At 60.2% G+C, this 20,808-nt stretch carries 18 protein-coding genes, 2 tRNA genes and 2 pseudogenes; 16 read left to right on the top strand and 6 right to left on the bottom strand.

Annotated elements, in window-relative coordinates:
- The first annotated feature begins 13 nt into the window (after positions 1 to 13).
- The 7 genes and pseudogenes from LU682_RS26660 (at position 14) to LU682_RS26635 (ending at position 6,271) form a co-directional block, all read left to right on the top strand.
- Positions 14 to 1,306, top strand: a complete 1,293-nt coding sequence (locus LU682_RS26660; protein WP_003249542.1) for an adenylosuccinate synthase — start codon at positions 14 to 16, stop codon at positions 1,304 to 1,306.
- 666 nt (positions 1,307 to 1,972) lie between these two features.
- A pseudogene (locus LU682_RS30115) lies at positions 1,973 to 2,665 on the top strand (methyl-accepting chemotaxis protein); the annotation flags it as partial.
- Positions 2,666 to 2,686: 21 nt separating this feature from the next.
- Positions 2,687 to 3,571 carry a methyl-accepting chemotaxis protein gene (locus tag LU682_RS30110; protein ID WP_371044508.1) on the top strand — a complete coding sequence of 295 codons (885 nt, stop codon included), beginning with the start codon at positions 2,687 to 2,689 and terminating at the stop codon, positions 3,569 to 3,571.
- A gap of 179 nt (positions 3,572 to 3,750) precedes the next feature.
- Positions 3,751 to 4,203: a DUF2867 domain-containing protein gene (locus LU682_RS26650; RefSeq protein WP_049587459.1), complete on the top strand. Its 453-nt coding sequence runs from the start codon at positions 3,751 to 3,753 to the stop codon at positions 4,201 to 4,203.
- A 227-nt stretch (positions 4,204 to 4,430) separates the two neighbouring features.
- A complete protein-coding gene (locus tag LU682_RS26645) occupies positions 4,431 to 4,919 on the top strand; it encodes an Hcp family type VI secretion system effector (RefSeq protein ID WP_049587457.1) in 489 nt (162 codons plus the stop codon).
- A gap of 9 nt (positions 4,920 to 4,928) precedes the next feature.
- Positions 4,929 to 5,900, top strand: a complete 972-nt coding sequence (locus tag LU682_RS26640; RefSeq protein WP_010955477.1) for a hypothetical protein — start codon at positions 4,929 to 4,931, stop codon at positions 5,898 to 5,900.
- Positions 5,897 to 6,271, top strand: coding sequence for a hypothetical protein (locus LU682_RS26635; protein ID WP_049587455.1), 375 nt, complete (start codon positions 5,897 to 5,899; stop codon positions 6,269 to 6,271). Before LU682_RS26640 ends, LU682_RS26635 begins: the two co-directional genes overlap by 4 nt.
- A 41-nt stretch (positions 6,272 to 6,312) precedes the next feature.
- Here LU682_RS26635 and LU682_RS26630 read toward each other — a convergent pair.
- Positions 6,313 to 6,474 (bottom strand): annotated as a pseudogene (locus tag LU682_RS26630) (IS110 family transposase); the annotation flags it as partial.
- Positions 6,475 to 6,493: 19 nt separating this feature from the next.
- On the opposite strand from LU682_RS26630, the gene LU682_RS26625 reads away from it, so the two are divergent.
- Positions 6,494 to 6,868 (top strand): hypothetical protein, encoded by a 375-nt coding sequence (locus tag LU682_RS26625; protein ID WP_126404391.1) that lies wholly within the window; start codon positions 6,494 to 6,496, stop codon positions 6,866 to 6,868.
- 63 nt (positions 6,869 to 6,931) lie between these two features.
- Here the strand turns inward: LU682_RS26625 and LU682_RS26620 are convergent, their stop codons facing one another.
- The 4 genes from LU682_RS26620 to LU682_RS26605 form a co-directional block, all read right to left on the bottom strand.
- Positions 6,932 to 8,497: an ABC transporter permease gene (locus LU682_RS26620; protein ID WP_010955475.1), complete on the bottom strand. Its 1,566-nt coding sequence runs from the start codon at positions 8,495 to 8,497 to the stop codon at positions 6,932 to 6,934.
- Entirely contained in the window at positions 8,497 to 9,510 is a 1,014-nt protein-coding gene (locus LU682_RS26615; protein ID WP_060488930.1) for an extracellular solute-binding protein, read from the bottom strand. Before LU682_RS26615 ends, LU682_RS26620 begins: the two co-directional genes overlap by 1 nt.
- A gap of 171 nt (positions 9,511 to 9,681) precedes the next feature.
- Positions 9,682 to 9,768: transfer RNA gene (locus LU682_RS26610), tRNA-Leu, on the bottom strand.
- A gap of 88 nt (positions 9,769 to 9,856) precedes the next feature.
- Positions 9,857 to 9,943, bottom strand: a tRNA-Leu gene (locus tag LU682_RS26605).
- Positions 9,944 to 10,215: 272 nt separating this feature from the next.
- Between LU682_RS26605 and rnr the strand changes: the two genes are divergently transcribed.
- The 8 genes from rnr to LU682_RS26565 all read left to right on the top strand — a co-directional run bounded on the left by rnr (position 10,216) and on the right by LU682_RS26565 (position 20,051).
- The gene (gene rnr, locus LU682_RS26600; RefSeq protein WP_010955474.1) at positions 10,216 to 12,789 is read left to right on the top strand and encodes a ribonuclease R; all 2,574 of its coding nucleotides are present in this window, start codon (positions 10,216 to 10,218) and stop codon (positions 12,787 to 12,789) included.
- Positions 12,786 to 13,532 carry a 23S rRNA (guanosine(2251)-2'-O)-methyltransferase RlmB gene (rlmB, locus tag LU682_RS26595; RefSeq protein ID WP_010955473.1) on the top strand — a complete coding sequence of 249 codons (747 nt, stop codon included), beginning with the start codon at positions 12,786 to 12,788 and terminating at the stop codon, positions 13,530 to 13,532. Before rnr ends, rlmB begins: the two co-directional genes overlap by 4 nt.
- Positions 13,533 to 13,821: 289 nt before the next feature.
- A complete protein-coding gene (gene rpsF / locus LU682_RS26590) occupies positions 13,822 to 14,247 on the top strand; it encodes a 30S ribosomal protein S6 (protein WP_003249557.1) in 426 nt (141 codons plus the stop codon).
- A gap of 28 nt (positions 14,248 to 14,275) precedes the next feature.
- Complete coding sequence (gene rpsR, locus LU682_RS26585; RefSeq protein ID WP_003249563.1) at positions 14,276 to 14,506, top strand: 30S ribosomal protein S18; 231 nt, start codon at positions 14,276 to 14,278, stop codon at positions 14,504 to 14,506.
- A 33-nt stretch (positions 14,507 to 14,539) separates the two neighbouring features.
- Positions 14,540 to 15,403, top strand: a complete 864-nt coding sequence (locus LU682_RS26580) for a hypothetical protein (RefSeq protein WP_003249565.1) — start codon at positions 14,540 to 14,542, stop codon at positions 15,401 to 15,403.
- 20 nt (positions 15,404 to 15,423) lie between these two features.
- The gene (gene rplI / locus LU682_RS26575; protein WP_003249568.1) at positions 15,424 to 15,870 is read left to right on the top strand and encodes a 50S ribosomal protein L9; all 447 of its coding nucleotides are present in this window, start codon (positions 15,424 to 15,426) and stop codon (positions 15,868 to 15,870) included.
- Between the two features lie 113 nt (positions 15,871 to 15,983).
- Positions 15,984 to 17,381: a replicative DNA helicase gene (dnaB, locus tag LU682_RS26570; protein WP_010955472.1), complete on the top strand. Its 1,398-nt coding sequence runs from the start codon at positions 15,984 to 15,986 to the stop codon at positions 17,379 to 17,381.
- Positions 17,382 to 17,750: 369 nt separating this feature from the next.
- Positions 17,751 to 20,051, top strand: a complete 2,301-nt coding sequence (locus tag LU682_RS26565) for a YgiQ family radical SAM protein (protein WP_010955471.1) — start codon at positions 17,751 to 17,753, stop codon at positions 20,049 to 20,051.
- Between the two features lie 120 nt (positions 20,052 to 20,171).
- Here LU682_RS26565 and LU682_RS26560 read toward each other — a convergent pair whose 3' ends face one another.
- On the bottom strand, positions 20,172 to 20,759 hold the full coding sequence (locus tag LU682_RS26560) for a cytokinin riboside 5'-monophosphate phosphoribohydrolase (protein WP_010955470.1): 588 nt from the start codon (positions 20,757 to 20,759) through the stop codon (positions 20,172 to 20,174).
- Between the last annotated feature and the right edge of the window lie 49 nt (positions 20,760 to 20,808).

Below are 20,808 nucleotides of genomic sequence, written 5' to 3'. Positions count from 1 at the left end.
GAGGACCAATGTAATGGGTAAGAATGTCGTCGTCCTGGGCACCCAGTGGGGTGATGAGGGCAAAGGCAAGATCGTCGATCTGCTGACCGAACATGCTGCCGCCGTAGTGCGCTACCAGGGTGGCCACAATGCGGGTCACACCCTGGTGATCAACGGTGAAAAGACCGTTCTGCACCTGATTCCGTCCGGCATCCTGCGTGAAGGCGTGCAGTGCCTGATCGGTAACGGCGTGGTCGTTGCCCCGGATGCACTGATGCGTGAAATCACCAAGCTGGAAGAGAAAGGCGTACCGGTGCGCGAGCGCCTGCGCATTTCCCCGGCTGCGCCGCTGATCCTGTCGTACCATGTGGCCCTGGATCAGGCCCGCGAAAAAGCCCGTGGCGAAGCCAAGATCGGCACCACCGGCCGTGGTATCGGCCCAGCTTACGAAGACAAGGTGGCACGTCGCGGCCTGCGCGTGGGTGATCTGTTCCACCGCGAGCGTTTCGCTGCCAAGCTGGGTGAGCTGCTGGATTACCACAACTTCCAGCTGGTGAACTACTACAAAGAGCCAGCCATCGACTTCCAGCAGACGCTGGACGAGTGCATGGCTTACGCCGAACAGCTCAAGCCGATGATGCTCGACGTCACCGCCGAGCTGCACAACCTGCGTCGCGCCGGCAAGGACATCATGTTCGAAGGCGCCCAGGGCTCGCTGCTGGACATCGACCACGGCACCTACCCGTACGTCACCAGCTCCAACACCACTGCCGGTGGTATTTCCACCGGTTCCGGCGTCGGCCCGATGTACCTCGACTACATCCTCGGTATCACCAAGGCCTACACCACTCGCGTGGGTTCCGGTCCGTTCCCGACCGAACTGTTCGACGAGACCGGTGCTACCTTGGCCAAGCGTGGCCACGAGTTCGGTTCCACCACCGGCCGTGCCCGTCGTTGCGGCTGGTTCGATGCCGTGATCCTGCGTCGCGCCATCGACGTCAACAGCATCTCGGGCATCTGCCTGACCAAGCTGGACGTACTGGACGGCCTGGAAACCATCAACATCTGCGTTGGCTACAAGAACGAGAACGGTGCCGTCATCGACGCGCCTTCCGATGCCGACAGCTACATTGGCCTTGAGCCGGTGTACGAAGAGATGCCAGGCTGGAGCGAGTCGACTCTGGGTGTGAAAACCCTGGAAGAGCTGCCGCAAGCTGCGCGTGACTACATCAAGCGCATCGAAGAGCTGGTTGGCGCGCCGATCGACATCATTTCGACCGGCCCGGACCGCAACGAGACCATCGTGCTGCGTCACCCGTTCGCCTGATCTGCCTTCCAGGCTGATCTGACGCCGCGGCCCTGAGAAGGGCCGCGGCGTTTTCATTTGTGGGCATGTCTGTGCTGGCCAATATCCACCGGTAATCCACCGTTGCCGCCGCTACCGTATTCGCGGGTAAACCCGCTCCTATGTGGGCACACAACGATGGTTGGGCGCAGGCCGTTGTAGGAGCGGGTTTACCCGCGAATGGGCCTGCACACGAAACCCCATTGCTAGACCTTGGCGCATTTCCCCGCTGCCTGCGGCACAACCCTTGCTGTAAGAAGTTTCTGTAGATGCCATCAAAATAGTGGCGCCAGAAAACACGAGGGTTACACCGTGTCTGCCATCCTCTCACTGTTACGAAGCCGCCTCTTGCGGCCTGTGTTTGTTGCCCTTGGTATCGCTCTTTTGGTGCAGGTGCTGGTTGCCGTTGCGCTCACCCGAAGCACGGTCACCGCCCTGGAGGCCGACCTTGGCGAACGGCTGGGTAATGACAGCCGCCAACTCGCAAGCGATCTGGAGCAAGCCGGGCAAGATGTGCGCTCTGGGCTCGACGGCCTGTCCAGCAGTACCCGCCAGCGCCTGAGCGCAGGGTTGTCGGAGCGCCTGCAAAGCGAGCAGCAGCAACTACGCAGCACCCTGGAAAAGAACCTCAAGGATTCCGCCAACGACATGGCCGAGCTGCTGGCTTCGGTTGCGCCGCGGGCGATCTGGGACAACGACGTGCCGGTGCTCTCGGATTTCGCACGACGCGCTCAGCGCAACCCGAACGTGCTGTTCGTGATCTATGACGATGCCCAGGGCCAGCACCTGACTCGCTACCTGAACCGGCAGAACCCGATCAACCAGACGCTCATCGAGAAGGGCCAGGGCGAACGAGCGCTGGACAAGGTGCTCGATGCCGCGCGTCGTGATCCGTTGGTGTACTTCGTCGAAGCCTCTATCAACCCCAATGGCGCCGAGATCGGCAAAGTCCTGATGGGGGTTTCTACAGCCGGCATTGACCAGGAGCTCAAGGCGCTCGACCAGCGCTTCAGTGCCCTGATCGCCAGTGGCGAGCAACTGGTTGGCGATAGCCTGGGCGCGGCGGCTGCCGACAGTGGCAAGGCCCTGCGCGAGCGCCTGGAAGTTGCGCAGGCCAGCGCCACCGCGATGCAGGCCAACACTGCACAGACCGTGCGCGATGCGGCTGCCGAGCTGCGCTGGCGGATTGGCCTGGGCCTGGTGGTGGTGGGCCTGGGTGTGCTGCTGGTGGTCGCTTTGGTGTTAGGCCGCCGGGTGCTCAGCAAACTGCGCCTGCTGATCGCAGCGCTCAACGACCTTGCCGCTGGCGAAGGCGACCTGACCAAGCGCGTGACCCTCGACAGCCGCGACGAGATCGGCGACATGGCGTCGGCGGTCAATCGCTTTGTCGACAAGCTGCAGCCCATCGTCCGCGAGGCCGGCGAGGTGGCCCAGCGTACCGGCGTCGAGATCGGCGCCATGGCCCAGCGCAATGCCGGTGCCGATGCCGCGGCGGCGTTGCAGCGTGACGAAGTGGCCGCCAGCCTGCGCGACCTGTCGAGCATGGCTGACGAGGCTCAGGCTGAAAGCCATGCCATGCAGGCGGCGTTGCAGCAGGTGGTGGACATTCGCCAGGCGACGGATGAGAACAGCCGTTCCTCGACGCAACTGGCGAGCCTGATTGAGAACCTTGCCGGGCAGGTTGAAACGGGCTCTCAGGTGATCGAGCGCCTGGCCAAGCAGAGCGAACAGATTGAAGTGGTGCTGACTGTCATCCATGGCATTGCCGAGCAGACCAATCTGCTGGCCCTCAACGCTGCAATCGAAGCCGCGCGCGCTGGTGAAACTGGCCGCGGATTCGCTGTAGTGGCCGATGAGGTGCGGGCGCTGGCGAGCAAGACGCAAAGCTCTACCGGCGACATTCAGGCGCACATTACCGCGCTGCAAAAAGGTGCCAAGGAAGCAGTGGCCACCATCAGTCAGGCTGGACTCAAGGCGAGTGAAGGGTTGTTGGTGCTGCGTGACAACGAGCGTCGCCAGCAGTCGGTGCAGGCTGCGGTGGAGCAGGTGCACGCGGCCATTGGTTTGGCGACTCGCGCTGCCGAACAGCAGGCCCATGGCGCTCAGGCGGTGCGGGGGCGGGTGGAGAACATCCATGCCCAGGCCGAACGCTCGGCTGAGGTGGTGATGCAGACCACGGCCAGTAGCAAGGTGCTGGATGATCTGGCGGCTCAGCTGCGCGCCAGCCTGGGCCAGTTCCGGGCCTGAAGCCTGCGCGGTCCTTTGTGGGCCTTGTGTCGCGAAAGGGCTGCATAGCAGCCCCAGGTTTGTTGCATACACGCGGAAATTGCCGGGGCCGCTATGCGGCCCTTTCGCGACACAAGGCCGCTCCCACACCTGAGCGGTGTTGCTATGCTGTCGGCGACACATGACAAAAGGAGTTGCTCATGTCCGCCCGACTAATCGCTGCCCAGGCCGACCTGAATTTCCTGCACAGTGACAGCGTACGGCTCACTGACCCGATGACCGCCCTGCAAGCCTACTGCGCCATGACCTCGGACGTCCCCGGCTGGCTGGCCCGGGCCTTCCGCATTCGCGACTTTATCTCACGCCGTTTCAATGTCGCCGATATCCACGGCTTCACTCGCGGCGATCCAATGCATGTGCCAGCCGTCGGTGAGCGCCTGGACTTCTTCACTGTCGAGACCATCAGCGACCAGCAGCTGGTGCTGACTTCGCGCGACACGCACTTGGCGGTGATGGTCTGCATGGATGTGTACGGGCAAAGCTTAAGCGTGACCACATCGGTGCTGTGCCTCAATACTTTTGGCCGGTTGTACATGCTGCCGGTCGGCATGGTGCATGGCCTGATCGTAAGGAAAATGCTGGAGAAGCTTTAAGCAGCATCGAAACTGACCAAATCGTCATCATCGTCGAATCTGTAGGAGATTTCCCAAATATTCCTTGATAGGGCGTTTGCTGTTGCAAGGGCTGACATAGGGGTTAGTGTTGTATTGAGCCTGAAGGCGGTCGGTACCGGCCGCCGTTTTACTTCGGGAGCAACCTCAGGATGACGATGTCTGAACATCGTCGTTATCAGCCGAACCTTTACCAGGGAGAGGTAAGCATGGCTTTCGATGCTTATGTTCATATCGCGGAAATCACTGGCGAAGCACTGGATAAGCAGTACGCCAACTGGATCGAAATCATCGGCTACAAGTTCGGTGCCAACCAGAGCACCTCTGCCACCGCAAGCTCCGCGGGCGGCGCATCATCAGGCCGCACCACACTCACCAACTTCACCTTCACTAAGTACCTGGACAGTGCCAGCTGCAAGCTGCTGGAGGCGAGCTGTGCCGGGCAGCACCTGAAGGAAGTGAAGCTCGTGCTGTGTCGTGCGGGTGGCGACAAGCTCAAGTACTACGAAGTCGTCCTGGAAGAAGTGATCATTGCCGATTACGCCCAAAGCGCCAGCGCTGGGGTGCCAGTGGAAGTCGTGCAGCTGAACTACGGGCGCATCAAGACAATCTACACGCGGCAGAAACGCCTCGACGGCAGCGCTGGCGGCAACGTCACGGGCGGATGGGACCGCATCAACAACAAGAAGTATGCGTGAGGTACTACCATGTCCGAGGCGCGCAGCTTCATTAATCCGCATGCGCAGTCGTATGAGTCGCTGAAGGCCGATACGCCCATGAACGCGAATCAGCGGGCCAAGTTTGATGTGCTGAATGCGCATGTCGTCAACACTGTTGTATTCCCTGGCGAGCTGATAATTGTGGGTGACCCAAGCACGCCGTCCTGTACTGCTCATGAGGCATTTCTCATGGGTAAGGCGTTAGGTATACACCTTGACATCGAATTGAACGGCGGTGGGTTTGACGGTTTCCTTCTGGAGAATTTTGAGCTGCTGCAGAGCTTACTGGCCCGTGCTTCCATCGGGGCTGGTACTGCTAGTGACGCTTGGAGTAAGCATCTTGAAGCTATCAAGAAAACGTTAGAGGAGATAGAGCAGCTACATCGAGATTATTTGCTTAAAGGTACGTTGAAAGCTCGTGATGAATTCTACTCGAAGCGCACAGCGCTGTTTTTAAAGTTGGAGGCGCAGCTTGATAGTATGGCTACGTATGGGGTGGGGCTGCGCAATGGGGGTAAAATCAAGCATGCGCTGGATATATCCACCAAAAGATTTCTTCACGGTGGTGAGATTAAAGGGTATGCAGAAAAAATATCTGGCGTAGCGAAGGCGGCTAATTGGATAAAAAAAGGGACGTATTTAGGGATGGCGCTTGATGTGGCGTCAACCGAACTGTCAATTCGTAACGCTTGCGTGCTTGGGCGGGAGGAGGAGTGCAGAAAGGCTGAGTATGTCGAGAGGACTTCGCTAGTTGCGAGCTTGGGGCTAGGAGGAATGGGTGGACATGTCGGGGGCCTATTGGGGCCAATAGCATGTGTTGCTGTAGGTATTCCCACCGGTGGAACGGCAACTTTCGCATGTGCGGTATTGGGGGGAGCGGCTGGAGGTATTGCTGGCGGTGAGTTTGGTGAGGTATTGGGAGAAAGCGTGGGGGAGATTTTGTATGAGGCAGTGCGATGAGTAACTTGCACCTGGCAGTGCTTGGTGTGTTTGTAATTATCTCGCCGTTTTTGATGTTTGGTGTGTGGGTATTCGTTGCGTATCGATATCTGGATCGTATCGAATCAATCTTGTCAAATAGCCGAATGGTGGCTGTGAACAGAGAAATATATTCTCATGCTGGGCTGCTTGGGAAAGTCATGCGGCTAGGATCAATTTCTGCAATGCTGTCTATGAAATATTTTAGCGTTCGAAAGGGCCTATTAGATCGCAATGATGTTGCTAAGGCTCCCGCCGACCTGCAAAGGCTGTTAGTGCGCTTGTGGACTGTACAAATTTTGCTGATTGCACTGATTGTTCTTTTTTTTCTTTGGATAGAGTACTTGAGGTAAGCCCTGGTCAAACAGAATGCAACCCATTGTTTTCTAAACACTCAAGCAGCCACCAGCTGAAACCCCAGTTTCCGGGCTTTGCGAAGCAAAGCCCGGACCTGCCGGTCTTGGCTTCTGGTTCGGAATTCCTCAAGACCTTGTTCAGCATAAGCCTGCTTCTTGGTGAACCGGCTGTACACCAGACGTACCAACTGATGCGCAGTGACTTATGAGAGCGCGAAAATGAGTACCGAAGCATTGACGATAATCGGATCTATCCTGCTCGCTTGTATGGCAATCAGCGTGTGTGTGATGATTTACTTAGCTTGTCGATCTATAGAAGCTATCGAAAAAGCTTTAGCGAAATGCAAGTATATTCAGAATAATAGGGAAAACTTTTCAGCGGCTGGCCTTGCTGGAAAACTAATGCGTACTTGCCTGGCAGCAAATATGCTCATGATTCCAGGGTTGTTTATTCGAAAAGGTGTGGCAGATATTTCAGATCTCGAGGGTTTCCCAAGGTCTATGAAAAGAGTTTTGTTACCCTCTTGGGTGGGGCTTGTAGTATCTACGACCTTGTTCTTTGCTTTCAACTGGCTAGTGAGAGTTTTAAAGTGAACTTGTGATGAAGTCTAGGCACTCAGGCTTGTGCCCAGGCCACATGGCGGCCTGGGCAAGCTTTCAAGCCTTGTTCAAATACATCCGCGTAGTCAGCAAATACACCGGCAACCCCGACACCACAATCAACAACGCCGCATACGGCGCCGCCGCCGCGAACTCGACGTTGGCTGTGTGTGCCCACACCTCGGTGGCCAGGGTGGTCATGCCGGTCGGGCTGAGCAGCAGGGTAGCCGTCAGCTCTTTCATGGCATCCAGGAACACCAGCGCAAAGGCTGCCGCCATGGCCGGGAAGATGATCGGCAAGGTCACCCGGCAGAACGCGGCAAAGCTGCTCGCGCCAAGGGTGCGCGCGGCTTCTTCCAGCGTCGGCGAAGCCTTGTTCAGCGCGGTGCGCACCGGTGATTGCGCCAACGGCAGGAACAGCAGCGCATAGGCCAACAGCAGCAAGGCCGTGGTCTGGTACAGCGCCGGCACGTAGTGCAGGGCGAAGAACACCAACGTCAGGGCAATCACCAGGCCGGGCAGGGCGTGCAGCAGATAGGGCAGACGCTCGGCCCAAATCGCCAGGCGGCCTTTGTAGCGCACCACCAGGAAGCTGATAGGCAGAGCCAGCAGCACACAGAAGCCGGCACCGCCCAGCGACACCGACAGCGAGGTGAACAACGCCTTCGAGATGGCCGCCACCGGGAATGCCGCCGACGAACCCACGCTCAGCCAGTAACCGAGCATCGCCAGCGGAATGCCGCTGCCCAGCACCGCCAGGCCCACGCAGAACAGTTGCGCCAGCACCGCCCAGCCGCGCAGCCGCACCGGTTGCGCACGCCGCGCTACGCCCTGGCCGATGCGTACATGGCGGGCTTTGCCGCGCACCCGCAGTTCCAGCCACAGCATTGCCAGGCACATCGCCAGCAGCACGGCAGACAGCATGGCCGCGTTGGCGTTGCTGAACTCCAGTTCGAACTGCTGGTAGATCGCCGTGGTAAAGGTTTGCAGGCCGAGGATCGACAATGCGCCAAACTCCACCAGCATATGCAGGGCAATCAGTAGCGCACCGCCGAGCATCGACGGCCACAGCAGCGGCAGGGTGACTTTGCTGAACACGCCCCAGCGGCTGCAACCCAGGGTGCGTGCTGACTCCTCCAGCGAGGTGTCGAGGTTGCGCAGGGTCGCGGCAACGGGCAGGAACACCAGCGGGTATTTGGACAGGGCCATGACCATGATCGCGCCGCCCAGGCCTTCAAAGTCCGAACTTAGCGACACCCAGGTGAAGCTGCTGACGAACGACGGCACGGCGAATGGCAGGCACAGCACCACGCCCCACAACCGGCGGCCGGCCAGGTTGCTGCGCTCCAGCAGCCAGGCCAGTGCCAGGCCGACCACCATGCAGGTCAGCGTCACCCCGACCATCAGCAGCAGGGTATTGCGCATCAGCCCCCAGACAAAGGGCCGCCACAGCAGGTGCAAGGCTTCGCGCCAGCCGGCTTCCCAGGCTTTGATGGCGACATAAGCCAGTGGCAGCAAGCTCATTGCCACTAGGAACAGCACAGGCAGCACTACCCAGATGGAAGGGCGCTTGCGGCTCGGTACGAAGCGTACCGGCACCGGTTCGGACAGGGCGGCAGTCATCAGAGCAGGCCGACCTCACGCTCAAGTTCGATGGCTTCCTCGGCATTGCCCAGGTCAGCTGGCGAGATCTTCGGCGGGCGCAGCTCGTCGAACGGTTTCAGGCCGCGGTCAGAAACCATGCCCTTGTGCAGTGGGTACTCGGCGGTGGTCTGGGTGATCACGCGCTGGCCTTCTTCGCTGGCCATCCAGTTGAGCAGGGCCTGGGCTTCTTTCGGGTGTTTGCTGGCCTTGACCACGCCTGCGCCGGAGATAGTGACCAGGTTGCCAGCATCGCCGTCGGCCAGGTAGTAGAGCTTGGTGTCCAGCTTGCCGCGTTCGCGTTCAAGTGCGTACCAGTAGTAGTTGTTAACCAGTACTGCAGCCACTTCACCTTTTTCCACAGCTTTGAGGGCGACCATGTTGTTGGTGTAGGTCTTGCCGAAGGCTTTCAGGCCGGTCAACCATTCTTCAGTGGCTTCGCGCCCGTGCATCTTCAGAATGGCCACGGCCTGCTCCTGGAACGCACCGCTGGTAGGGACGTAGCCGACGCGCCCTTCCCACTCAGGGTTGGCGAAGTCCATCACCGTGGTCGGCAGGTCTTTCTCGTCGACTTTCTTCGGGTTGTACACCACGATGCGCGTACGGGCGGTGATACCCATCCAGGTGCCGTTGGCGCCAACGTACTCCTTGGGCATCATGTTCAGCGTGGCGTCGTCAATATTGGCCAGCAGGCCCAGCTCGCCCAGGTTGTTCAGGGGCGGGGACTCTTCGGTGTAGATGATGTCGGCCGGCGAACGATCACCTTCCTCGATGATCTGGCTGGCCAGCTGGTTGCTGCTGCCTTTGCGGATGTCGATGTGAATGCCGGTCTTGGCCTCATAGGCCTTGGCAATGGCTTCGCCAATTTCCTTGTGCTGACCGTTGTACATGGTCAGCGTGACCGGTGCGTCTGCCATGGCGGCCGGAGCGCCGATGACCAGGCTCAGCACTGCGGCGGCCAGGGTACGCATCAGCGGTTGCGGGCGGATCGTCATGCGGGTACTTCCTCGCTTACGGCTACATATTTGGAAACAATGGTAAACGAAATTGTTTCTCAAGTGGCCGTGTGACGAGAAATTCATGGTCAGACCATGGTGCAAGGGGGGGAGGGGGCACATAAATCGCAGGCAAGAAAAAACCCACTAGCAAGCTAGTGGGTTTTTGTATGGTGCCCAGGAGAAGACTCGAACTTCCACGACCTTGCGGTCACTGATACCTGAAACCAGCGCGTCTACCAATTCCGCCACCTGGGCAAAGCTTTACATCATCTGCAGAAGGCGACTATCGTTCGCTTTCACACAGTAGTAACAGATCCTTGGTCATCTGTTACTTGAAAATATTTGGTGCCCAGGAGAAGACTCGAACTTCCACGACCTTGCGGTCACTGATACCTGAAACCAGCGCGTCTACCAATTCCGCCACCTGGGCACACATTCGAGGTTACTTGATGCTTTACAGCGTCGTTCATCTCTACTACAACTTCGGGGTTGTCCGTCGTTGTGGTGCGCACTATACGGACGCTCCCCAAGGCTGTAAAGCCCCCAATCGAAAAAAAATTCAAAAAATTCAACTTGTTGATTCCACAAGCCTATTTCTGCTGTTTATGCACTGCAGCGGGGGCTGTCCAAGGCAGACATTTCCGGTTTCAATACGCCTATGCCAGAATTCCTATCTATATACCCCAAGGTGAACCCCTTCTGATGGCCGATTGGCAATCCCTCGATCCCGAGGCCGCTCGCGAAGCGGAAAAATACGACAACCCCATTCCCAGCCGTGAGCTGATCCTGCAGCGTCTCGCCGACCGAGGCGAACCTGCTGCCCGCGAGGAGCTGGCAAAAGAGTTCGGTCTGTATGAAGAAGACCAGATCGAAGCCCTGCGCCGCCGCCTGCGTGCCATGGAGCGCGATGGCCAGCTTATCTATACCCGGCGCGGCACTTATGCCCCGGTAGACAAGCTGGACCTGATCTGTGGTCGCGTCTCCGGCCACCGCGACGGCTTCGGCTTCCTTATTCCCGATGACGGCAGCGAAGACCTGTTCCTCAGCCCGTCGCAGATGCGACTGGTGTTCGACGGCGACCGCGGCTTGGCCCGCGTCTCCGGTGTCGACCGCCGTGGCCGCCGTGAAGGCGTGCTGGTCGAAGTCATCTCCCGTGCCCACGAAAGCGTGGTCGGCCGCTATTTCGAAGAAGGCGGCATCGGCTACGTGACCCCGGACAACCCGAAGATCCAGCAGGAAGTGCTGGTGACCGCCGGGCGCAACGGCGGTGCCAAGATCGGCCAGTTCGTCGAGATCAAGATCACCCACTGGCCGACTCCGCGCTTCCAGCCGCAAGGCGATGTGGTCGAAGTCATCGGCAACTACATGGCGCCGGGCATGGAAATCGACGTTGCCCTGCGCAGCTACGACATTCCGCACGTCTGGCCCAATGATGTGGTCAAGGAAGCACGCAAGTTCCGCTCCGAAGTCGAGGAGAAGGACAAAGAGAAGCGTGTCGACCTGCGTCATCTGCCGTTCGTCACCATCGACGGTGAAGACGCCCGCGACTTCGACGATGCCGTTTATTGCGAACCGCTGGGCAAGCTGCGTCTGTTCTCCGGTGGCTGGCGCCTGTACGTGGCCATCGCTGACGTCTCCAGCTATGTGCGTCTGGGCTCTGCCCTGGATGTCGAAGCCCAGCAGCGCGGTAACTCGGTGTACTTCCCCGAGCGCGTGGTGCCGATGCTCCCCGAAGAGCTGTCCAACGGCCTGTGCTCGCTGAACCCGCATGTCGACCGGTTGGCCATGGTCTGTGAAATGACCATGAACAAAGCCGGCCAGATGGTCGACTATCAGTTCTACGAAGGCGTGATCCACTCCCATGCCCGTCTGACCTACAACAAGGTCAGCAGCATGCTCGAGCACTCGCGTACCCGTGAGGGCAAGGCGCTGCGCGAAGAGTACAAGGAGGTCGTGCCGGACCTGAAGAACCTGTACAACCTGTACAAGGTGCTGGTGGAGGCGCGCCACACCCGGGGTGCCATCGACTTCGAGACCCAGGAAACCCGCATCATCTTCGGCGAGGAGCGCAAGATCGCCGAAATCCGCCCGACCGTGCGCAACGACGCCCACAAGCTGATCGAGGAATGCATGCTGGCGGCCAACGTGGCCACCGCCGAGTTCCTGCAGAAGCACGGCGTACCGGCCCTGTACCGCGTGCACGACGGCCCGCCGCCGGAGCGCCTGGAAAAACTGCGCGCCTTCCTCGGCGAGTTGGGCCTTAGCCTGCACAAGGGCAAGGACCCGTCGCCGAAGGACTACCAGGCCCTGCTGGCGAGCATCGCCGGTCGCCCGGACTTCCACCTGATCCAGACGGTGATGCTGCGCTCGCTGAGCCAGGCCGTGTACAGCACCGAGAACAACGGCCACTTCGGCCTGAACTACGAGGCGTACACCCACTTCACCTCGCCGATCCGTCGTTACCCGGACCTGCTGGTGCATCGCGCCATCCGCAGCATCATCCGCTCCAAGGTCGATACCCCGCACGTCAAGCGTGCCGGCGCCATGAGCATTCCCAAGGCGCGTATCTACCCGTACGACGAGAACACCCTGGAGCAACTCGGCGAGCAGTGCTCGATGACCGAGCGCCGGGCCGACGAAGCCACCCGTGACGTGGTCAACTGGCTCAAGTGCGAGTTCATGAAAGACCGCGTGGGCGAGACCTTCCCGGGTGTGATCACTGCGGTGACCGGTTTCGGCCTGTTCGTCGAACTGACCGATATCTATGTAGAGGGCTTGGTGCACGTCAGTGCGTTGCCGGGTGACTACTACCACTTCGACCCGGTACACCATCGCCTGGCCGGCGAGCGCACCGGTCGCAGCTTCCGCTTGGGCGACACCATCGAAGTCAAGGTCATGCGTGTTGATCTGGATGAGCGCAAGATCGACTTCGAAGTGTCGGAAAAGACCCTCGCCGCACCGATCGGCCGCAAGCAGCGTGGCGCCGCACCGGTTGCTGAAAAAGCCGAGCAGCAGCCGGCAACCGAAGCGAAAGCCACGCCCAAGCCGCGCAGCCGCAAAAGCGAAGCGTCCGAAGCGTACTTCCCCAAGGATGCTGTGCAGCGTAACGCAGAAGTGCGTAAAAGCCGCGAGATGAAAAAAGCGCTGATGACCGACGCGCGCAGCAGTGCTGGCAGCAAATCGGAGAAAGGTGGCAAGCCGTCCGGCAAACCGACCAAGCACCGTAAAGGCCCGCCGAAGTCCGGCGCTCCACGCAAAAACAAGAGCAATTCATGAGTCAGCTGGAAAAAATCTACGGCGTACACGCCGTGCAGGCATTGCTGCAGCACCATCCAAAGCGGGTCAAGCAGATCTGGCTGTCGGAAGGGCGCAGCGAGCCACGCCTCGAAACCTTGCTGGCGCTGGCCGCGGAAAACCGCGTGCCGGTCGGCCAGGCCGAGCGCCGTGAGATGGATGCCTGGGTCGAAGGCGTGCACCAAGGCGTTGTAGCCGAGGTCAGTCCGAGCCAGGTGTGGGGCGAGCTGATGCTCGAAGAGCTGCTTGAGCGCACAGAAACGCCGCCGCTGATCCTGGTGCTGGACGGCGTGACCGACCCGCACAACCTCGGCGCTTGTCTGCGTACCGCGGATGCGGCCGGTGCCACGGCAGTGATCGTGCCCAAGGACAAATCCGCAACGTTGACGCCGGTTGTGCGAAAGGTGGCTTGTGGGGCGGCCGAAGTCATTCCGCTGGTGGCTGTGACCAACCTGGCGCGTACGCTTGAGAAGTTGCAGCAGCGTGGCCTGTGGGTAGTGGGTACCGCTGGCGAGGCCGAGCAGGAGATCTACCAGCAAGACCTGACCGGGCCACTGGTGATGATCATGGGGGCGGAAGGCAAGGGCATGCGCCGGCTCACCCGTGAGCATTGCGACTTCCTGGTCAAGTTGCCGATGGCGGGTAGCGTCAGCAGCCTTAACGTGTCGGTGGCGACCGGGGTTTGTCTGTTCGAAGCCGTGCGTCAGCGGCAGGTCAAGCGCTGACTCTCAGCCTGTTCCGGCCTCTTCGCGGGTGAACCCGCTCCTACAGGGTGATTGCGTTCCCCTGTAGGAGCGGGTTCACCCGCGAAAGGGCCCGCAGCCTGTAAATATGTTTCAGGCTGTTCAAATATTCACCAATCACCTTGCTTGTGCGCCCCGGCTTCTCTACAATTGCGCCCCTTGCCGAGCTGGCAGGCGCTCATGTGCCTCCCCTCCGTGCAAGACATACAGTGTCATTCACTCCTTGTCTGACCAGATTCACTGGCAGACTACTAACCCGTAAGGAGCATTCATGCGTCATTACGAAATCATCTTCCTGGTTCACCCGGACCAGAGCGAACAAGTCGGCGGCATGGTTGAGCGTTACACCAAGCTGATCGAAGAAGATGGTGGCAAGATCCACCGCCTGGAAGACTGGGGCCGTCGTCAACTGGCCTACGCAATCAACAATGTTCACAAGGCTCACTACGTGATGCTGAACGTTGAGTGCACCGGCAAGGCCCTGGCCGAGCTGGAAGACAACTTCCGCTACAACGATGCCGTTATCCGTAACCTGGTCATCCGTCGCGACGAAGCCGTTACCGGCCAGTCCGAGATGCTGAAGGCTGAAGAGAACCGCAGCGAGCGCCGTGAGCGTCGCGAGCGTCCTGAGCATGCTGACTCCGCCGAAGGCGACGACAGCAATGACAGCGACTCCAGCGATAACGCTGACGAGTAATCCACGGACCTTTAGAGGAGCCTATTAAATGGCACGTTTCTTCCGTCGTCGTAAATTCTGCCGCTTCACTGCTGAAGACGTGAAAGAGATCGACTTCAAAGATCTCAACACCCTGAAAGCTTACGTATCCGAAACCGGCAAGATCGTTCCAAGCCGTATCACCGGTACCAAAGCTCGTTATCAGCGTCAGCTGGCTACCGCTATCAAGCGCGCCCGCTTCCTGGCCCTGCTGCCCTACACCGACAGCCACGGCCGCTGAGACCGGGTCGTCGACAAGCAGTAAGGGATTAGCATGCGAGCGTTAGCAAGTTTCATCATGCGCGGTCGTGTGCAGGCCACCCTCGTGGTGGTCATCAGCGCGGTACTGCCGCTGCTGTTCTGGTTGAGTGCCGCTGCCGGCAGCCTCGTGCTGCTGCGGCGTGGGTTCAAGGATGCTACATCGGTCATCGCCGGCGGCTTGCTGGCCGGGCTGGCCGTGTGGGTCATGGGTGATCCCATCACCTTTCTGGTGATTGCGGGTGCCTTGGCCCTGGCCGCCATGTTGCGTGCCGAGCACCCCTGGAGCCGGGTGTTGCTCGCCAGTGCCGTGTTCGCCGTGGCTTTCAGCCTCGTGCTTGATCTGGCGCTGGCGCAAACCTTCGATGTGCTGGCCAAGGCGTTTGCCGAAGCCATGCCGAAAATCGAAGGGCAACCGGTGCTCTCCGGTGAGCTGATCCGCCCTGTGCTGGTCGCTTCCACAGCAGTGACGGTGCAATTGTTCAGTGTGCTGGCGTTGATGCTGGCGCGCTATTGGCAGGCAGCGTTGTACAACCCTGGAGGCTTCGGTCGCGAGTTTCGCGAACTGAAGTTGCCGAAACAGACCATGGCGGTCTTGGTGGCAGTGATGGTGGTGGCGCCGTTTATCGGCCCGCAGTTCATCATCCTGGCATCGGCTTCCAGCCTGGTACTGGTGCTGGCCGGCATCGCCTTGATGCACGGGCTGGTGGCACAGGGCCGACTGGCCGGTTTCTGGCTGGTGGGGATGTACGTGACGCTACCGCTGATCATGCAGCTGATTTATCCGTTGCTGATGGTTTTGGCCATTGTCGACAGCCTGATTGATTTTCGCGGTCGCAAGTCCCCTCCGGGGAAAGACTCCGCGAACGGTGAAGGTTAAAAGTTAAGAGGTTTTACCAAATGGAACTGATCCTGCTGGAAAAAGTCGCTAACCTGGGCAACCTGGGCGACAAAGTAAAAGTTAAGGCTGGTTACGGCCGTAACTTCCTGCTGCCATTCGGCAAGGCCACCGTTGCCAACGCCGCCAACCTGGCTGCGTTCGAAGAGCGTCGTGCCGAGCTGGAAAAAGCAGCCGCTGACAAGAAAGCTTCGGCTGAAAGCCGCGCTGCCCAACTGGCCGAGCTGGAAGTGACCATCACTGCCACCGCTGGCGACGAAGGCAAGCTGTTCGGTTCGATCGGCACCCACGACATCGCTGACGCCCTGACCGCCTCCGGCGTTGAAGTGGCCAAGGCTGAAGTTCGTCTGCCGAACGGCACCATCCGTCAGGTTGGCGAATACGACGTAGCCGTGCACCTGCACAGCGACGTTGAAGCCACCGTACGCGTGGTCGTCGTAGCTGCCTAAGCTGCGCTAACTGGCTGGCTCCTTGCGAGTCAGGCGGTTAACATCGGGCACGGTCCTGTTTTCGACAGGCCGTGCCCTTTGTCTTTTTCATCCTCCAGAATTCTTTCGTGGCCATGAACGAGATCACCACCTCCGAACAGCTTGACCTGCAAACCGCAGCCCTGAAGGTACCGCCGCATTCCATCGAGGCCGAACAGGCCGTGCTCGGTGGCCTGATGCTGGACAACAATGCCTGGGAGCGGGTGCTGGACCAGGTGTCGGACGGCGACTTCTACCGGCATGACCACCGGCTGATCTTCCGCGCTGTGCACAAGTTGGCCGACGCCAACCAGCCATTCGACGTGGTGACCCTGCACGAGCAGTTGGACAAGGAAGGCCTGTCCTCGCAAGTCGGCGGCTTGGCTTACCTGGCCGAGCTGGCCAAGAACACCCCTTCGGTGGCCAACATCAAGGCCTACGCCGCGATCATTCGTGAGCGGGCCACGTTGCGCCAGCTGATCAGCATCAGTACCGACATCGCCGACAACGCGTTCAACCCGCAGGGGCGCAACGCTGCCGAGATTCTCGACGATGCCGAACGGCAGATCTTCCAGATCGCCGAGGCGCGGCCTAAAACCGGCGGCCCGGTGGGCGTCAACGAGCTGTTGACCATGGCCATCGACCGCATCGATACGCTGTTCAACTCCGACAGTGACATCACCGGTATCTCCACCGGTTACACCGACCTGGACGAGAAGACCAGCGGGCTGCAGGCAGCCGACCTGATCATCGTCGCGGGTCGTCCGTCGATGGGTAAGACCACCTTCGCCATGAACCTGGTGGAAAACGCCGTTCTGCGTACCGACAAGGCGGTGCTGGTGTTCTCCCTCGAGATGCCAGGTGAGTCGCTGATCATGCGTATGCTTTCGTCCCTGGGGCGTATCGACCAGACCAAGGTCCGTTCCGGCCAGCTGGACGACGACGACTGGCCGCGCCTGACCTCGGCAGTGAACCTGCTCAACGACCGAAAATTGTTCATCGACGATACGGCGGGTATCAGCCCCTCGGAAATGCGCGCGCGTACCCGCCGCCTGGCCCGTGAGCATGGCGAAATCGCCATGATCATGGTCGACTACCTGCAGCTGATGCAGATTCCGGGGTCGGCCGGTGACAACCGTACCAACGAAATTTCCGAGATTTCCCGCTCGCTCAAGGCCCTGGCCAAAGAATTCAACTGCCCGGTCATTGCCCTTTCGCAGCTGAACCGCTCGCTGGAACAGCGCCCGAACAAACGCCCGGTGAACTCCGACTTGCGTGAATCCGGTGCAATCGAGCAGGACGCCGACGTGATCATGTTCGTGTACCGCGACGAGGTGTACCACCCCGAGACCGAGCACAAGGGCGTGGCGGAAATCATCATCGGCAAACAGCGTAACGGCCCCATCGGCTTCGTGCGTTTGGCGTTTATCGGCAAGTACACCCGGTTCGAGAACTTGGCGCCGGGGATGTACAACTTTGATGATGATGAATAACTAATTGCGTTAGCAGGGGCCCTTGTAGGGGCTGCTTTGCAGCCCATCGCGACGCAAGGCCCACATTCGTTTCAACTCGGCCAAGGCGGGCAACGGGCAACCATGGCCTTGCAGTTTTGGCACGTTGCAACAAATGTGGGAGCGGCCTTGCGTCGCGATGCGCCGCGCGGGCGGCGCTCGATTTCACAGGCGCTGAAACTGCTGTGTCGTACACCTGGCGCCCTCACCAAGCCCACCAAACCAACCACCTGACGCCCCCCCCAACTGTCGCTCTCCTCACCAATCCCCACGAATCCAGTCGGATTTGGTCAAAATTTGTGCTATATTCCGCGCCCGCGATTTCCCTGCACACCAGAACCGGTCACTGACATGCAAGCAGCCAAACCACTCTACGACTATCCCAAGTACTGGGCCGAATGCTTCGGACCAGCACCTTTCCTGCCAATGAGCAGGGAGGAGATGGATCTGCTCGGCTGGGATTCCTGCGACATCATCATCGTGACCGGTGATGCCTACGTCGACCATCCGTCGTTCGGCATGGCCATCATTGGCCGTCTGCTGGAAGCCCAAGGCTTCCGCGTGGGCATCATCGCCCAGCCGAACTGGCAGTCGAAAGACGACTTCATGAAGCTCGGCGAACCGAACCTGTTCTTCGGTGTGGCCGCCGGCAACATGGACTCGATGATCAACCGCTACACCGCGGACAAGAAGATCCGTTCCGACGATGCCTACACCCCTGGTGGCCTGGCCGGCAGCCGTCCGGACCGTGCCAGCCTGGTGTATAGCCAGCGCTGCAAGGAGGCCTACAAGCATGTGCCGATCGTGCTCGGCGGCATCGAGGCTTCGCTGCGCCGCATCGCCCACTACGACTACTGGCAGGACAAGGTTCGTCACTCGATCCTGATCGATGCCAGCGCCGACATCCTGCTGTTCGGCAACGCCGAGCGTGCGGTGGTCGAGGTGGCCCAGCGCCTGTCCAACGGGGAGAAGATCGAGACCATCACCGACGTGCGCGGCACCGCCTTCGTGCGCCGCGATACCCCGCAGGGCTGGTACGAGATCGACTCCACCCGTATCGACCGCCCGGGGCGCGTTGACAAGATCATCAACCCGTACGTGAACACCCAGGACACCCAGGCCTGCGCCATCGAGCAGGCCAAGGGCGACCAGGAAGACCCGAACGAAGCCAAGGTGGTGCAGATTCTCGACAGCCCGGCCGTGACCCGGGAAAAGTCGGTGATCCGCCTGCCATCGTTCGAAAAGGTGCGTAACGACCCGGTGCTCTATGCCCATGCCAACCGCGTGCTGCACCTGGAGACCAACCCGGGCAATGCTCGCGCGCTGGTGCAGAAGCACGGTGAAGTGGATGTGTGGTTCAACCCGCCACCCATCCCCATGAGCACCGAGGAAATGGACTACGTGTTCGGCATGCCATACGCCCGTGTGCCGCACCCGGCCTATGGCAAGGAGCGCATCCCGGCCTACGAGATGATCCGTTTCTCGGTGAACATCATGCGTGGCTGCTTCGGTGGCTGTACCTTCTGCTCGATCACCGAGCACGAAGGCCGCATCATCCAGAACCGCTCGCACGAGTCGATCCTGCACGAAATCGAAGAGATGCGTGACAAGGTGCCGGGCTTCACCGGCGTGGTCTCGGACCTTGGCGGGCCGACTGCCAACATGTACCGCATCGCCTGCAAAAGCCCCGAAATCGAGAAGTACTGCCGCAAGCCGTCGTGCGTATTCCCGGGTATCTGCGAAAACCTCAATACCGACCACAGCTCGTTGATCGAGCTTTACCGCAAGGCCCGTGCCTTGCCGGGTGTGAAAAAGATCCTGATTGCTTCCGGCCTGCGCTACGACCTGGCGGTGGAATCGCCGGAGTACGTCAAGGAACTGGTCACCCACCACGTTGGCGGCTACCTGAAGATTGCCCCGGAGCACACCGAGCGTGGCCCCCTGGACAAGATGATGAAGCCGGGTATCGGCACCTACGACCGCTTCAAGCGCATGTTCGAGAAGTTCTCGAAAGAAGCGGGCAAGGAGCAGTACCTGATCCCGTACTTCATTGCCGCGCACCCCGGTACCACCGACGAAGACATGATGAACCTGGCCCTGTGGCTGAAGGGCAACGGCTTCCGCGCCGACCAGGTACAGGCGTTCTACCCGTCGCCAATGGCCTCGGCCACGGCCATGTACCACTCAGGCAAGAACCCGCTGCGCAAGGTGACCTACAAGAGCGAAGGGGTGGAGATCGTCAAGAGCGACGAGCAACGCCGTCTGCACAAGGCGTTCTTGCGCTACCACGACCCGAAGGGCTGGCCGATGCTGCGTGAAGCGCTGCAGCGTATGGGCCGAGCCGACCTGATCGGGCCGGGCAAGCACCAACTGATCCCGCTGCACCAGCCGCAGACCGATACTTATCAGAGCGCGCGCCGGAAGAACTCGACCCCGGCGGGGAGCCACAAGGTGGGCAAGGACCAGAAGATCCTGACCCAGCACACCGGCCTGCCGCCGCGTGGCAGCGATGGCAGCAAGCCGTGGGACAAGCGCGAAAAGGCCAAGGCCGAGGCGTTTGCGCGTAACCAGCAGGCTGCCAAGGAGCGCAAAGAGGCGAGCAAGGGTGGCAAGGGCAACAAGAAGCCGCGTCAGCCTGTCATTCCGCGTTAACTGATCGACTATTGGGGCTGCTTTGCAGCCCATCGCGACACAAGGCCGCTCCCCCATTGCCTTTGTGGGAGCGGCCTTGTGTCGCGAAAGGACCGCGAAGCGGTCCCAAAAGTCTCAGCTTCAGTCAGGCTGCTTGTCGACCCACTTAGGCGCGACCGGCGCCACAAAGCTGTCCATCCCTTCCAGCAGCTCGTCCGGCTGCTGCCCCAGCAGCAACATCGCCCGGTGTTGCGGGCGCACGAAACCTTCTTCGACGATATGGTCGAGGAACCCGCCCAGCTTGTCGTAGAAACCGTTCACATCCAGTAGCCCGAGCGGCTTGGCGTGATAGCCCAGCTGCCCCCAGGTCCACACTTCGAACAGTTCCTCCAGCGTACCCAGCCCACCCGGCAAGGCAATGAATGCATCGCTCAGCTCGGCCATGCGGGCCTTGCGCGCATGCATGCCATCCACCACTTCCAGGCGGGTCAGGCCCTTGTGGCCGACTTCAGCGTCCAGCAGGCTCTGCGGGATGATCCCGACCACTTCGCCACCGGCCGCCATGGCCGCGTCGGCCACCACACCCATCAAGCCGACCGCGCCACCGCCATACACCAGGGTCAAGCCGCGGCGGGCAATGGCCTGGCCCAGCGCGACGGCTGCTTCACGGTAGGCAGGGTTGGCGCCCATGCTGGCGCCGCAGAACACACAAACGGAACGTACGGGCATTGCTCATCTCCTGTCACTGAGGCGCACAGGTTACGGCGCATGCCGGTCA

The organism is Pseudomonas alloputida, from assembly GCF_021283545.2.
Classification (GTDB): domain Bacteria; phylum Pseudomonadota; class Gammaproteobacteria; order Pseudomonadales; family Pseudomonadaceae; genus Aquipseudomonas; species Aquipseudomonas alloputida.
Note: the sequence above shows the minus strand (reverse complement) of the source record. Positions and strands in the feature narration are given on the sequence as shown.

Excerpts from the sequence above, each read along its gene's own strand:
- LU682_RS26660 (WP_003249542.1), top strand. The coding sequence starts at position 14 with ATGGGTAAGAATGTCGTCGTCCTGGGCACCCAGTGGGGTGATGAGGGC.
- LU682_RS30110 (WP_371044508.1), top strand. The coding sequence starts at position 2,687 with ATGGCGTCGGCGGTCAATCGCTTTGTCGACAAGCTGCAGCCCATCGTC.
- LU682_RS26650 (WP_049587459.1), top strand. The coding sequence starts at position 3,751 with ATGTCCGCCCGACTAATCGCTGCCCAGGCCGACCTGAATTTCCTGCAC.
- LU682_RS26645 (WP_049587457.1), top strand. The coding sequence starts at position 4,431 with ATGGCTTTCGATGCTTATGTTCATATCGCGGAAATCACTGGCGAAGCA.
- LU682_RS26640 (WP_010955477.1), top strand. The coding sequence starts at position 4,929 with ATGTCCGAGGCGCGCAGCTTCATTAATCCGCATGCGCAGTCGTATGAG.
- LU682_RS26635 (WP_049587455.1), top strand. The coding sequence starts at position 5,897 with ATGAGTAACTTGCACCTGGCAGTGCTTGGTGTGTTTGTAATTATCTCG.
- LU682_RS26625 (WP_126404391.1), top strand. The coding sequence starts at position 6,494 with ATGAGTACCGAAGCATTGACGATAATCGGATCTATCCTGCTCGCTTGT.
- LU682_RS26620 (WP_010955475.1), bottom strand. The coding sequence starts at position 8,497 with ATGACTGCCGCCCTGTCCGAACCGGTGCCGGTACGCTTCGTACCGAGC.
- LU682_RS26615 (WP_060488930.1), bottom strand. The coding sequence starts at position 9,510 with ATGACGATCCGCCCGCAACCGCTGATGCGTACCCTGGCCGCCGCAGTG.
- rnr (WP_010955474.1), top strand. The coding sequence starts at position 10,216 with ATGGCCGATTGGCAATCCCTCGATCCCGAGGCCGCTCGCGAAGCGGAA.
- rlmB (WP_010955473.1), top strand. The coding sequence starts at position 12,786 with ATGAGTCAGCTGGAAAAAATCTACGGCGTACACGCCGTGCAGGCATTG.
- rpsF (WP_003249557.1), top strand. The coding sequence starts at position 13,822 with ATGCGTCATTACGAAATCATCTTCCTGGTTCACCCGGACCAGAGCGAA.
- rpsR (WP_003249563.1), top strand. The coding sequence starts at position 14,276 with ATGGCACGTTTCTTCCGTCGTCGTAAATTCTGCCGCTTCACTGCTGAA.
- LU682_RS26580 (WP_003249565.1), top strand. The coding sequence starts at position 14,540 with ATGCGAGCGTTAGCAAGTTTCATCATGCGCGGTCGTGTGCAGGCCACC.
- rplI (WP_003249568.1), top strand. The coding sequence starts at position 15,424 with ATGGAACTGATCCTGCTGGAAAAAGTCGCTAACCTGGGCAACCTGGGC.
- dnaB (WP_010955472.1), top strand. The coding sequence starts at position 15,984 with ATGAACGAGATCACCACCTCCGAACAGCTTGACCTGCAAACCGCAGCC.
- LU682_RS26565 (WP_010955471.1), top strand. The coding sequence starts at position 17,751 with ATGCAAGCAGCCAAACCACTCTACGACTATCCCAAGTACTGGGCCGAA.
- LU682_RS26560 (WP_010955470.1), bottom strand. The coding sequence starts at position 20,759 with ATGCCCGTACGTTCCGTTTGTGTGTTCTGCGGCGCCAGCATGGGCGCC.